This is a genomic window from Vibrio sp. 704 (genome assembly GCF_033339295.1).
Map to the genome: position 1 here is coordinate 1 of NZ_JAWOUH010000005.1, position 15,563 is coordinate 15,563.

Genomic DNA, 15,563 nt, shown 5'->3' on the forward strand with positions numbered 1-15,563 from the left:
TGACAATGCCGTTACTGACGAAGACACGCCAGTGACGATTGATGTCCTGCCAAACGACACCGATATTGATGGTGATAAGTTGTCTATCCAATCGGCGTCTGTACCTGAAGCGCAAGGCACAGTTGAGATTGTTGATGGAAAATTGGTCTTCACACCGGCTGAGAACTTCAATGGTGACGCCGAAATCACTTACACCATCACTGATGGTTCGCTGACTGACCAAGCGAAAGTAGCTGTTACCGTTAACCCAGTAAACGATGCGCCAACGATCAAGGTCGATGCTGTAGAAAGTATCACTGAAGATGCAGTGAATACCGATACGGTAGTGGCAACGTTGGAAGTCGCTGATATCGACACGCCAGAAGAGCAATTAACCGTTTCTTTAGAAAACAACTCAAACGGCTACTTTGCGCTAGTTGGCGATGAAGTCAAACTGACTCAAGCGGGTGTTGACGCGGTTAACAACGACGAACTCAACCTTAAAGACCTAACGATCAGCGCATCAGTATCGGATGGTGTTAATCCAACGGTTAGCGACAGTGATAGTTTGATTGTGAATCGCGTTAACGATGCACCAACAGTCGACAATGTGATTTCAGATCAAGTGTTAGCAGAAGATTTTACGATCTACACGATTGATTTAAACGACGCATTTAAAGACAGCGACTCCGCACTGAACTTCTCAGTGTCCGGCAACAGCAACGTGTTGGTGTCGATTGAAAATGGCATCGCGACCATTAGCCCAACTGCGGACTGGAACGGCTCAGAAACCCTAACCTTTACCGCCACCGATCCAAGCGGTGAAAGCGTTAGCCAAACGGTGAACTTCACAGTGGCGCCTGTGGCAGATATTGAATCTGACCGCGCGACGGTTGTGGAAGACACACCAACCATCATCAAGGTTTTAGGTAACGACACGTTCGAAGGCGACGACAAAGTGGTGTCGCTGGATACCAATAACGGTCCAGCTAACGGCACGGTCTCGGTCAACCCGGACGGCAGCGTCACTTACACGCCAAACGACAACTTCCACGGGGCAGACAGCTTCACCTACATCGTCACCTCCGGTGGTGTCAGTGAATCCACCATTGTTAACGTCGATGTCACGCCAGTAAACGACAAACCTGACAGTGAAGACTTTACGCATGTGGCCGATGATCAGCTTACGCACGTTGTGTTTGATACCGATACGAAGCCTCTGGGTCACGGTGACTCTCAAGATCATATCGCGGATGTTGAAGACGACTTAAAAGGCAACGATCTACATGTCCGAATTACTGAACTGCCAACCTCAGGTACGTTGTTCTTTAAAGATAGTGATGGTGAGTTGCACGAAATTAAAGAAGTAAGCGATACGCTTTATGACAAAGACAGCCTTTACTATGAAGCTGATAATGTGGGTTTCTTATTAGGTATCAAGGATCGCCCAGATACACTAAATAGTTCCGAGTCTACAACAGATTTCAATAATTGGGGGCTAAGTGAGGACGGAGGTCCATCACACTCCCGTACTGAGCATTTAGCAAATGGAGCTTCTATCACCATTTCTTCTGATAGCGGTGAGCTTGCGCAGTACAACCGCCAGGTGTCACACATCGGCAATGGTATCGCTGACAATGATGGGCAGGGTATTGAGAAAGGTGAAACGATTACGATCGATTTGTCTAATAATCCTGTGGGCAGCGTAAACCTTGGCTTAGATGGATTAGGTGGATTGTTTGATTACGGTGATGACAACGCAGCACTTATTACGGTTACATACTTAGATTCAAATAATGTCCAACAGACTCAAACGTTCGAGTTTTTGAAGCCTGAAGGCAACTTCATGCTATTCCAAGAAACAAGCGTTGGTTATGGGAAAGATCTAGCTCTTCCTGAAGGTTCGGTCATTACTCAGTTAGATTTTTCTACGAAAAATGAAGGGAACTGGGAGTTACGTTATGTAGAAGGTGTACCTGCCGAAGACAGCTTTGGATATGTGGCAGTCGACTCTGAAAATGGCGTTAGCGATCCATCTACAGTCAATATCGTTAATGAAATGCTAGATGGTAATATTGCTGAAAATGGGCCAAGCCTGTCTGTGGTCGGTGATAGCGTGACTGAGGGTGACAATGTCACGTTCTCGGTTGTTCTAAATGAAACCACTAGCACTGCCGTTAAGTACCAAGTTGATATGCTTGCTCAAGGTTCTTCAGTTGATAAGAATGACGTAAATCTATCAAATGCAACCTATACAAATGGTGTTGTTTTCTTAGGTGGTTACTTGATTGTTCCTGCAGGTATAAGTAGCTTCGAAATATCGATTCCGACTATTGATGACTTGGTTGTGGAAAGCAGCGAAACGATCGTTCTTGAGATCGGCGGTGAAACGGGGACGGCAACAGTTCTTGATAATGACAGTACAAAACTTAGCGTAGTAGATGCCGGCGATGTCATTGAAGGAACTGACGCAATATTTACCGTTTTACTCTCTAACCCTGTTCAAGAGGCCGTTGTCGTCAATCTGAAGTCAACAACAAATGATAGCTATACTGCGGAAGATGTTGATCTAGGCACTATGGTAGTGACCTATGTGGATACTCATGGTCAAACTCAAACATTAGATATAGCGCCTAATGGAGACGTTACTATACCTCCAGGTGTCGCTGAAATTAAAGTCGCAGTCCCGACCAAACTAGATAATGTCCATGAAGGTGATGAGAGCTTTGGTCTTACGGTTACGGAAATCGGTAGTGTCACCAGTAATGGTATTGCAACTGGTAACGCAAATATTGTGGATTCTGATCCTGCACCTTTAGTTAGTATTAGTGCCGATCAAAATAGCGTAAATGAAGGTGAAACGGCAGGCTTTACGCTGACACTTGATAAAGTTGCAGATGAGAGTGTTACGGTTCATGTCGAATATAGTGGCGTGGCCCAAGATGGAAAAGATTTTGTTGGCGTTCTGAGTGTTGAAGTTCCTGCGGGTCAATCTTCAGCTGCTCTTGACTTACTGACGGTCACCGATGGTATTTATGAGGGCGCAGAATCTTTCACAGTAACCATTAAAGAGGTTGATGGCGCTGATGCGAGCATTGCTTCAAATAACAGCGCAAGTGTTGTGATCGTTGATGCCCAAAGTGCACCGAAAGTGACTATTAGCTCAGATCAATCCTCAGTTGATGAAGGTAGTGATGCAAAATTTATCGTCAACATTGACCAAAAAGCAGATGAAGATGTACTGGTAACATTCACAATCGGAGGGAATGTTGATGACAAAGATTATATTGCTCCAAGTACGTACACAGTCACGATTCCAGCGGGTAAAACGTTGGCGCCGATTGATATAAAAACTCTCGATGATGGTATTTACGAAGATCTTGAAAACCTAACCGTGACTCTAATTGATACGGTTGGTGCAGATTCGACGCTTGCAAGTGACTCGAATGAAGCAACAGTCTCTATTATAGATGCTCAGCACGCTCCAGAGTTTATTTCTGGCGGCGATAGTGCTGGTGACAAACCAAATGATGATGTTTACGACTTCGGGTCAGTTAACGAAAACACGGTGATTGGGGCCGTTATCGGCACGGTCGTTGCTGAAGATCACGATAATGACGTGCTTGTATACCGTTTTGCAGATGGCTCGAGCACTAATGGTATTTTTGATATCGACCCGACAAGTGGAGAGATTTCATTGAACAAGACAATCGATGATGTTGACTTGGGCGATTATACGCTTCAGGTTGAGGTTATCGATGGAACTGGCGGGATTGATACTGCCGAGGTAAATGTTTCTCTGGTAAATGTGAATGATGCTCCTGAATCTTCGCCTTCAGTGGTTGAGATGAATGAAGATACTCAAGTGATGCTTGATTGGTCATCATTCGGTATTAGCGATGTGGACTCTGATGTATCAGATCTATCCGTCCAAATTACAACGCTTCCTAGCGATGGCTCATTAGAGTACAGAGATTCGCAAGGCGATTGGCAGTCTGTACAAATCGATCAAGTCCTCGATAAATCGCTTTTTGAGGAAAACGGTGTTCGTTTTGTACCTGAATTAAATGAATCAGGCAGTGACAGCTTCGGCGGAAATCAAGTCGGAGATCAGGAATCTAGTTACGCTCAAATTGGTTTTAAACCGACAGATGGGCAGAGCTCTGGTCAAGAGTCGACACTGACAATAGACGTGAACCCTGTAGCTGACAAACCGAACTTAATTGCAGTGACGCCATTAAACTCATTGCCTCAACAAGAGTTTAACGTTACGACATGGAGTAATGTTCAAGTTGGTTCTAGTGATGGTATGGGGGTCAATGGAGAGACTCTAATCTCAGCGATCAACGCTCTTAATGAAGCCGATGGTACTCGATTGAGTTGGGCAAATGTGGAAGATTTAGGGACTCATGCAACCTTGGCAAATGAGGCCGTTCTAGTCACATCTCTTGTTTATCTCGAAGCTGGCTCGAGTTACGACTTTGTCGGTCAAGCCGATGATAGCCTTGCAATCAAGTTGGGTGGTACGTTACTTGATCAAGCTCGTTGGGGGAGCGACAGTGGTGATATTAAGGGAGCTAGCTTTACCCCTTCGGTATCTGGCTTTTATCCAATTGAAATTTATCACCATAACCAAAGTGGTCCGGGTAACTTTAATGTGGATGTATCCATTAATGGACAAGCGCCTGTCAACCTGAGCAATAGTAGTCTTTACGTAGTTAGTGATGAAAGTGCACTAGAAGCAACTGATATCAGAACGTCTGAACTACAAGAAGTTAATGGTGTTGCGTTTTACGAAACATACCAGCTGAACGAAGGGTTACAAGATACAGCGATACCGCTCTCTGAAATTAAAGCAAGCTTAAATGATACAGATGGCTCTGAATCACTTAAAGTCACGCTAACTGGCTTACCTGTAGGTGCGATCCTTTCAGATGGAAATAGTTCTATTACTGTCGCAACTATTGATGAAGAACTGGACGTGACAAGTTGGGCATTAGATGCACTTACTGTGACTCCACCTGCGGGCTCCCATGATGACTTCACTATCAATTTGACTGCAACGAGTACAGAAAGCTCGAATGGTGATTCAGCAGAATCTAACTTGGCGATCAATGTTGTAGTACATGAGAACTTACCTACGGAAACGGAAAGTGATTTGGGCGAAACCATAGAAGACAATACTCTACAAGGGAATGTATTGCTTAATGACTCTGACGGCGACAATATTCTGATGGTAGATCATCTTACTATCGATGGTGCTGATTACGAGGTAGGCGAAAGTGTTTCTTTGACTAGTGGTACGTTACTAGTAAACCGAGATGGTAGTTACATATTTGAACCTGCTGAGCATTGGTCAGGTGACGTTCCATTAATTAGCTATACCACAAATACTGGCGTAACAAATACACTTGATATCAATGTTGTTGCTATCGCAGATGCACCTACGATCACGATCAATGTTGGCGACTTAGTTAAACGAGATGCTATTGATCCAAACCATCACTTAGCTACATCGGCAATAAATAATACCAATACCGAAAATGAGGCTGTCGCAGCCAACCTTGGGTTGGATAATGCAGTACCTAAAATTAATACACACGCTGGTGTTGTGTTGGGAGTCAATACTGACTTAAGTGACACCGACAGCTTGTTTGTTGGGACAGATTTCAACGATGTATTCTATGGTGGCGGTGGCGATGACGTATTTGTTGGCGGTGGTAACAATGATACGTTTTATGGTGATGACGCGACCAGTCTTACTCTGCATGATGGTAAAGATACAGTCTACTTAACAGGGAACTTTGATGACTACAAAATGACCTTCAAAGACGATCATGGAGGTAAAGTTCCATATTGGATTTTATTAGATAGTCGTTCTATCGATTCGGTAAACGATCATACAGGTAGTGATGACCGAGGTGATCATTTATATGAAATTGAACGCGTTGTTTTTGCAGACAAAATTGTTGATTTGAAACCTGATGGCACTTATGAAGTGCTTCAAGATCGCTGGATTTCGGTCGATGTGGATGTTGATCTAGTTGATGTCGATGGAAGTGAGGATTTAGCGCAGACTGCTCTTGTACAAGATCTACCAGACGGTGTTGACGTGTATGTTGATGGGGTCGCAATTAAGCAAGATTCAAATGGAGATTACCCTGTCACTCTTGGTACAGATGGTAAGCTTTCCCTGGATATCAGAGTGCCATTCGATTATGAAGGCAGCTTAGAGTTCCCGCTAAGCGTTACTGCTACGTCTGTTGAAGGATCAAATAATGACGCAGCTTCAACAACTGAATCCGTTGAGCTTACAGCTCGTGACTATGTGTTGGAGTCGGGATCGCATGGGAATGATCAGATAACGGGTAGTGACGATCACGATATTATTGTTGGTGATGTTCAAGGATTGGAGATCATTGCAGGTCAGGACTACAACATCGCATTTGTTCTGGACACTTCAGGGAGCATGGGTAACTGGGTAGGAACTGCGAAGCAAGAAGTGCTAGATGTGTTTGATGAGCTGTTAAGTGCGGTAAATCAAGGAGAGAAGCCAGGGACAGTGAATATTCACCTTAGTGAATTTGCTTCAAGTGCATCAGCGGTGATTTCTGTTGACTTGAGTTCTCTTACAGCAAGAAAAGAGTTTGTAGAAGAGTTGAATCGTGTAATTGATGATGAGGGTTCTGGCGGCACAAACTATGAGGCGGGCTTACAGTCGGCCGTTGAATGGTTCAGCAGTCAACCTAACCCTAATGGCCAAAATATCACGTACTTTGTTACGGATGGTCAACCAAATAGAGCAACATACCTCTATGGTGTAGCACCGAGTGAATTCTCGAAAGTGATTTTGGACGTCGATAATTCTGGCAAGCTTGTTACCCTGCAAGATATTGCGAGTAAAAACAATTACTCATACGGACAAACAGTTACCTACAAAGGTGATGTCGTTATAGATAGTTACGGTAAGGTTTATTCACCGCTAACAGGAAGAATCCTTGGCGATATCGACAGATATTATGGCTCTATCCGTTATTACGATGAAGGGAATAGCTCGACACAAGCTCAACACATGTATCAAGTACTAGCGGCATTGTCCTCTATAGAAGCGATAGGTCTTGGGAGTGGCGTTGATGAACATACACTCAAGCAGTATGACACTGATGGTGTGGTAGAGTCAGATATTGATGTTACTAAGCTTGCTGAAACGATATTGGGTCAAGATGTACCTCTCAAACAAGGTTCAGACACTATTCAAGGAGGTGAAGGTAACGATATCTTGTTAGGTGACTTAATTGAGTTTGGTGGTAATGAACAAGGCTTAAGTGCGATTCAATCACATGTGGCGCAGCAAACGGGTCAGGATGTGTCTACCGTTGACGGCGAAGATATACATGAGTACGTTAGAAATAACTTGGAAGAATTCAACCAAACTCACCAAGGAGATAAATCGGATAATTTATATGGCGGCGCTGGTGATGACTTACTATTTGGTCATGGTGGCAACGACATACTCGTTGGCGGTGAAGGGGATGATATTCTGATTGGTGGTTTAGGTAGTGATACTTTAACAGGGTCAGAAGGGGCCGACATCTTTAAGTGGAGTGAAGTCACTAACGATGTTGATACTGTCACTGACTTCAATAAAAATGAAGACGCTCTAGACTTCTCAGATCTGTTTGACGACTTATCTAAAGATGAAATTGGAGAGCTTCTTAATGATCTTCAATCAGGTGATCATACTGGTGATGTCGGAGAGTATCATGTAGAAGTGGCACCAGACGGGGGATCTGAGGCAAACCTGAGTATTACAAAAGGGAGCTCGACATTGGACATCCATTTTGACGGTGCAAGTGTTGATGATGTGACTCAAAGCTTAATTGCGAGTTTAGAAGCTCAGTACAAAGACATGTAGTAGCGCTAAACTGTAGTCAAATTTAAAATCAAAAAGGTCTAGCAATTTGCTAGACCTTTTATTTTTACGGTCTGTTTATTGTTGTGCTAGCTTTTTGGAAGTGTTGTGAAAACGGTCCATTCTTTCTTCACTTCACCCTTGTGGCCAATCACTGTTGCGGTTACTCGACGGTTCAATGCGTGACTAACTTGGTCTGTACCTTGTGTCGCAAGTACTGTGTCTCCATAGCCGACAATGGTAACTCTATCTCCACTAATGCCGTTCTTCATGAGCTCTTTTCTAACGTTTTCAGCGCGGCGCTTAGATAAGTCAAGATTATGTTCTGCAGTACCAGTGCGACTAGCATAACCTTGAATCTCTATAGACGTGTTCGGGTACTCTTTCAAAAAGTCGGATAGTTCAAGAATTTGTTGCGTAAAGATAGGGTTGATCACATCGGAATCGTTCGCAAATAGTACTCGAATTTGCATTTCTTGTGAGGAGTCAACGTACGAACCGCAACCGTCGTTGTCTATTTCGGCACCCAAAGGTGTACCCGGGCACAAATCTCGCTCGTTAATGACTCCGTCAGAGTCATCATCTATATGATCAGCCCACTGATCGGCAATTGGGGTATCTATGTAATCATATTCATCACCACGATCTGATGAACTGCATGCGGAGAGCATTAATGAGAGTGTAATAAAAGCTATGTGTTTCATAATTAATACTCCACTTCTTCTAGCCATTCTTTAGGCATTTCAACCCTTAATGCACTCAACAGTTGCCCAGTTGCGTTCATCACTCGATATTTGGCGTACTGCTCTGCGTATTTAGAATCTAAGTAGTCTTTACGCGCCTCAAAGAGCTCGTTTTCAGTGTTCAATAGATCAAGCAGTGTTCGTTTACCGATGCGATATTGCTTCTCGTAAGCAATTACGGTTTCAGACGCAGAGTCTACATGATCTGATAGAAACTCTTTTTGTTGTAATGTTAAATCAAGCGCACTCCAAGAAAGCCTTAACCCTTCTTCAACATTGCGATAGGCACCTTCACGCAAGTCTTTTGCTTTATTTAGCTGGTAGGCAAAGTTTTCTGAGTTCGCTGCATCACTGCCACCATTGAATAGGTTGTAGCGTAGACGCAGCATGGCAAGTGTCTCATCACTTCGACCTTTTAAACCATCAGCGTCGTCACGCCATGTTTGCGAAGCTTCAATTGAAATGGTTGGGTAATTAACACCTTTAGACTGTTTGTATTGAAACTTAGCCGAGTCTACGTCTGCGAGCGCCACTTGAATAACGGGATGAAGTTCAAATGCCAAGCCTACCGCTTCATCAACCGTGTACGGGATAAAGTTTTGGTCCGCTCTCGGAAAGATTAACCCTTGTGGTGTTTGACCGACTAAACGAGTGAACATCGTGTGAGAGTCATACAGGTTATTTTGAGCAGCAGCTAAGTTTCCGTGTGCTTTTGCCAAACGTGCTTCTACCTGCGTCAAGTCAGCAGTAGAGCCGATACCCGAGTTGACTCGTTTTTTAATGTCATCGTAAATATCTTTATGAACAGCAAGGTTGTTTTCTGAAAGCTTTAGGACTTCATACGCTTTAACAGCGTCCAAGTACACTTTAGTCACTTCAAGTGCCTTATCTGAAGCATCTGCTAAGAGTTGAAATCTAACAGATTCAGCATCAGCTGCGGTTCGATCAATATCATTTAATGTAGCGCTACCATCCCATATTAGTTGGGTCAGTGTCACTGAAGCTTCCTTTCGAGTGTAATCCGTGTCTCCTCGACCAACTTCATCTGACGGGTCTAATCCTTCATATCCAATTCCAGCATCTAGATCAACAGAGGGGAGGTAAGCACCTGATGAAGCTTCATTTATGTACTTCTGGCTCATAAACTCGTTAAATGCACTCTTAATATCGGGGTTATTTTGTAGCGTCTGTGCAACCGCTTGCTCTAGAGTTTGACCGAAAACTGGTGAAGACACTATTAAGCAACAGCAGGCTATATGTACTCGATTCCATCTCACGTTAGTTCTCCTAAAATCATGTCGCTCTTATTCTGTTTCATATTTGAGACGAGAAGTTACAAACAATGAATTTTCTTAGTGCGTATTATCAACTTGTTGATGTTTAAATGTTTAATTCAATAAAAAACAACAATCTTACTCTCTAAACTCTAGCATACGAGGCAAAGCTTGCTTGGTAAGTGGTCGATTTTTTCGTAGAAAACCTTTTTATCTTAAGAGCATAGCGGAAACTGGTTTAAATGAAGGCAAATTCTTCGGTTATTTTCCTTATTACTCTCAAAAAACTAAATCCTCTTGGAATAAAACGAAAAATTCATATTTTGTCTAAACTATAGACGTGTTTAGTGCAGTAACAAGCCTTTAATTAAACTAATACAAGGATGAAGAGCATGGATCGAGTAGCGTTAAGTTCATTGATGAGCAATGTCGTGGTTATAGGGCTTGATGGGAACCTGAGAAGTCTTGAAAGTGGTCAGCTACCTCAGCCTGGTGAATTAATTATTGAGGAAGTTTCTGATACATCAGAATTAATTGTACAACAGGTAACACCGCAAGGTAGTTCAATTAACGTTACTGATGATGTCACTGCGCTAATCGAGGCTATCGCTAGTGGAGAAGACCCTACTGCTCTTGGTGAGGATTTTGAGCCAGCTGCAGGTGAGGAAAGTGGTTCTAGCCCCCAAAATACTGGTGCAATAGATCGTACTGGCGCTGAATTGTTGGCTAGTACGAATTTTGAGACCGTCGGTATTGATGGAATCGGACTATCTACAACTCAAGCACTATCTTTGTTGGATCTTTTCAGAGTAATTAATGGCCCTGTACCACCGACTATCTTAGTTCAAGAAATATCTAGTCCGACTATCAACGAAGGTGACCAAGTTGTATTCGATATTACTCTAAGTCAAACAACTGAAGACAACACTGATGTCATTCTTTCTCTCCTTGATGGAACCGCAACAGGCGGCTCAGCTGACGAGAACGGGAGTGACTACGTCAATGAGCGTGTCCTCATAACATTTTCTGATGGTACAACAGAAGAAGTTTCAGTCGGTGAAAGCGGAACCTTTACCATTTCGATCCCACCGGGTGAAAGTGACTTTACGGTCTCTATAGACTCTATTGACGACTCTATATTTGAAGGCCCAGAAACGTTTACGCTCTCTGGCACGACAGAAGAACAAAGCACACCTGTTACTGGGACTGCCACTATTTTAGATGATGGTAGTGGACCTGGCTCAAATCCTGATGATGATCGCCCAGCGGTAACGATGAGTGATGCAGGTACGGTTAATGAGGGTGACACAGCGAACTTCAAAGTGACGCTGTCGAATGCCTCCGAGTCCGCTGTTCAAGTCGAGCTAGGCCTGAACTTAGGCGATACCGAAGTCGGTGACTTAGGTACCTTAGAATACAACACGGGAAGCGGTTGGGTGACAGTGCCAAACGATGGCGTAGTCACGGTGCCAGCAGGGCAAACTGAGTTTGATGTGCGCATCGCTTCCATTGATGATGCGGTGTACGAAGGCCCAGAAGATTTCAGTGTCACGGTAACCGGCATTGGCGCAGTACAAGGCAGCGATACGGGGACGGCAACGATAGTGGATGACGGCAGTGGCCCGGGTCCCGATCCGGATGATGACCGTCCAAGCGTGACTATTTCAGACGCTGGCACCATCAATGAGGGGGATACAGCCAACTTCAAAGTGACGTTGTCGAACGCCTCTGAGTCCACTGTTCAAGTCGAGCTAGGCCTGAACTTAGGTGACACCGAAGTTGGAGACTTAGGCACCTTAGAATACAACACAGGCTCCGGTTGGGTTGCAGTGCCAAACGATGGCGTGGTAACGGTGCCAGCAGGGCAAACTGAGTTTGATGTGCGCATCGCTGCCATTGATGATGCTGTTTATGAAGGCCCTGAAGATTTCAGTGTGACGGTGACTGGCATTGGCGCAGTGCAAGGCAGCGATACGGGGACGGCAACGATAGTGGATGACGGCAGTGGCCCGGGTCCCGATCCGGATGATGACCGTCCAAGCGTGACTATTTCAGATGCTGGCACCATTAATGAGGGTGAGACAGCCAACTTCAAAGTGACGCTATCGAATGCCTCCGAGTCTACAGTTCAAATCGAGCTAGGCCTCAACTTGGGTGACACCGAAGTTGGAGATTTGGGCACCCTAGAATACAACACGGGAAGTGGTTGGGTGACAGTGCCAAACGATGGTGTAGTAACGGTGCCAGCGGGGCAAACTGAGTTTGATGTGCGTATTGCTTCCATTGATGACGCTGTTTATGAAGGCCCTGAAGATTTCAGCGTGACAGTAACCGGCATTGGTGCAGTGCAAGGCAGCGATACCGGTACGGCAACGATTATTGATAATGATGCTCCTCCTTCTATTTCAAATGTTGTGAATGCAGTTGTTTCGGAAGAAGGTTTAGCTAATGGTATCCCTGATAATACAGGAGCACCTTCAGACACCACTAACTCCGCAAGTTTCTCAGGAACATTCACAGTTGCCGATCCAGACACGGCGAATGTTTCAGTGGTATTGGCAGGCCCTAACAACCTAACATCAGGAGGGGAGCCTATATCGTGGACGTGGGACAACAGTACTCAAACGCTGACTGCGAAAACTGCTCACCTGAGCGTTGTTGCTACTGTTGTGCTGAGCGAGCCTTCAGCTTCAGGTCAAGGCTCTTGGGACTATACTATTACTCTGTTTGAGCCACTTGATCATCCTGTTAATGATGTGGAAGACATCATCAACTTTGATTTACAGATTTCTGTAAGTGATGGACAAACAACAACATCTCAAAGCTTAAATGTGGCCGTTGAAGATGATTGCCCATACGTGCCTGTTGTTGTTCAACCCGTCGATGTGTCGCTTACTGGTGCACCTAACGTTCTGACAGGGCGCATAGATTTTGCAGGAAGTGAGGCAGATGCAACCAGTCGAACATTTGGGGACGTTGTTGTGACTGCAAACGGTTTTGTGTCTGACGAATCTGTGATGCTGGGAACAGCTGAAATCAATCAATCATCAGAAGGGATTGGCGTTAAAAGTTCTGGTAACAACGGCTTCCAATTAGAAAACGAAGTCGATTATCGATTCGCGGGTAATGAGGGTGTATCAGAGCAGTTAATCATAGACTTAGGCAATAAAGTTGCTTACGGAGCAGAAATAGAATTTGAGAAAATGTTTGGTGGTGAACTTGAGAAAGGAATCGCATCTTTTTATAGAGATGGTGTATTAATTGCTCAGCAATCGTTCAGCTCTGACGCAAGCAGTGGTGATTACGCGGCAAATTTCAATGTTCAACAGGGAGGCTTTGATAAAATCATCCTCGAGGCGACCAGTAATGGCAATGGCCCGGATACTGAAGACAACAGTGACTTTACCGTTAAATCAATAACCTTTACAGGTGCGTACTCTGGCGTGCCAATTGCTAGTGCGGATGGGAACCTCGGTGCTGTATATGGAGCTGATGGCCCTGGTTCTATAGTCTTAAATGGAGGTGAGGCTGGTTTAGAGACTCTAGATGGTAAAGACGTGTTGATATACGTCGATCCACAAAACTCTAATAGACTGATTGCAGAGGCTGATGGAGAGCTTGCATTCGAAGTTCAACTTACACCTAGCACTGGAAAATGGGAGTTCTTCCAATACTTGCCTTTGACCTCACCTTATGGCGATGGGGATATCGATTTTAACTACACTATTACTGATAATGATGGCGATAGTAAAACGGGGTACTTTTCTGTCAACCCTTACGCCCCACCAATTGTAGAAGGTGTAACACTAAACGTTTCTGAGGAAGGCTTAAGCAACGCCATTGCTGATGACTCTGCTCTAAACGGCTTTGATGACACAACTGACTCGAGTACTGATGTAGAACAATTGACGCTGGGTCAAACCGTTGATTCTGTTACGCTCAGTGAACCATCTACGGCTCTTACTAGTAACGGGATCTCTGTAACGTGGACGTTATCAAATAACGACCAAATGCTTATCGGTTCAGCGAACGGTGAAGAGGTTATCAAAATATCAGTCAATGATACTGGAGTGGTATCTACGGAGCTTCTTGGTCCGATTGATCACTCCAACCCATCTGGAGAAGACACCTTAAATATTGAGGTGCCTGTGCTTGTCTCGAATGCTCGTGGTCTTACTAACTCCACAACGGTCAACGTTATTGTGGAAGATGACTCACCAGATTCTGCATCTATTATTCACGATGTAGTTGCAGAAACTAAAGAAAGTGCCAACGTTCAGCTCATAATGGATGTCTCGGGTTCTATGCGAACGGATAATCGCTTGCAGATAATGAAAGATTCGGCAACTCAGTTATTGAATCAATATGAGTCTATCGGTCAAACGCGAGTTCAAATTATTACTTATAGCAGTACAGCATCCACTTACGCTATAGGTGCTGCGACGTGGCTGACGGTCGAGGAGGCCAAAGCGTATATTGAGACGCTAACTGCGGGTGGCGCGACTAACTATAACAACGCGCTAAATGAAGCAAAACAGTCATGGGATGATGTAGGTAAGTTAACCAGTGCGTCGAATGTTAGTTACTTCTTGTCAGATGGTCAGCCAAACCCTGCGTCATCATTTATAAACGACGCTCGCGAGCAGAGTTGGATTGATCACCTAACCGATCCTGATAATCAGATAACAGCCCTAGCGTATGGTATGGGCGTTAATCTTATGCCGGAGCAATTAGATCGCGTAGCCTATGATGGCTTTTTGAATCAAGACCTTGATGGTGTTGTGGTTCCTGACGTAACTCAATTACCTCCGGTTATGTTGCAGTCAGTGATTCAACCTGTTGGGGGGAACTTGATGTATACCACTTCTCCAGATACAGGTATTGGTGCAGATGGTGGTTATATTAGCGAAATAGAACATGACGGTGTCACTTATTCGTTTGATGGTACAGACCTAATAGTAACTGACAATAACGATGGTATTTCGCATGCATTTGACGACACAACGATGCAGCTTACTATCTATATCGACAGCAAACATACTCTGGAAATCGACCTAAACGATGGTGCGTATGCATTTTATGGTGCGGTGGGTGATACAGTTGAAACGTTAGACTTCGATTATGTATTGACGGATAACGATGGCGATCAAAGTGAGAATACCCTGCAATTCGTTATTGATGAAAACGGAGGAGTAAATGCTTCAAGTAATGGCTCTGCAAATATTATTGAAGCTGAAGTGGACGTAAGTCATGACATCTTGATCGGTAATGATAACGAGGCAGATGTCTTTAAATGGGTCAACGACTCCTTGGATACAGGAACAGATCTAATTAGAGGTTTTGAGAGAGATTTGGACACCTTAGATCTGAGTGAAGTCGTTGAAGATGCAGGGCACAATACGATAGAAGAACTTCTCAATAGTATTGACTTGAACATTGATGGCGATGACTTATCTCTAGAAATAACCCATAACGATGGAAACTCAATTCAAACTATCGTAATAGAAAACGGGGCGACAGAGTTTAGTGATTTAATCGTGGGAAATGCGGACTTTGAGAGAGATGTGTTATCCGCACTAACTAAGGTTAACTTAGAGCCATAATGAAAAAGGGCCAGTAGGCCCTTTTCTTCTGCTTTGTCTTACTTATTCGTAG

At 44.2% G+C, this 15,563-nt stretch carries 4 protein-coding genes; 2 read left to right on the forward strand and 2 right to left on the reverse strand.

Annotated elements, in window-relative coordinates:
• Positions 1 to 7,894 (forward strand): tandem-95 repeat protein (locus R7R24_RS09650; RefSeq protein WP_318119488.1); only part of this gene is annotated, 7,894 nt, incomplete at its 5' end.
• 86 nt (positions 7,895 to 7,980) lie between these two features.
• Here R7R24_RS09650 and R7R24_RS09655 read toward each other — a convergent pair.
• The gene (locus R7R24_RS09655) at positions 7,981 to 8,595 is read right to left on the reverse strand and encodes an OmpA family protein (RefSeq protein ID WP_005377363.1); all 615 of its coding nucleotides are present in this window, start codon (positions 8,593 to 8,595) and stop codon (positions 7,981 to 7,983) included.
• A gap of 2 nt (positions 8,596 to 8,597) precedes the next feature.
• A complete protein-coding gene (locus R7R24_RS09660; protein WP_021707835.1) occupies positions 8,598 to 9,911 on the reverse strand; it encodes a TolC family outer membrane protein in 1,314 nt (437 codons plus the stop codon).
• Between the two features lie 389 nt (positions 9,912 to 10,300).
• Between R7R24_RS09660 and R7R24_RS09665 the strand changes: the two genes are divergently transcribed.
• The gene (locus R7R24_RS09665; protein ID WP_318119489.1) at positions 10,301 to 15,511 is read left to right on the forward strand and encodes a Calx-beta domain-containing protein; all 5,211 of its coding nucleotides are present in this window, start codon (positions 10,301 to 10,303) and stop codon (positions 15,509 to 15,511) included.
• Positions 15,512 to 15,563: the final 52 nt, after the last annotated feature.

Coding starts and splice junctions, on each gene's coding strand:
- R7R24_RS09655 (WP_005377363.1), bottom strand. CDS start 8,595: ATGAAACACATAGCTTTTATTACACTCTCATTAATGCTCTCCGCATGC.
- R7R24_RS09665 (WP_318119489.1), top strand. CDS start 10,301: ATGGATCGAGTAGCGTTAAGTTCATTGATGAGCAATGTCGTGGTTATA.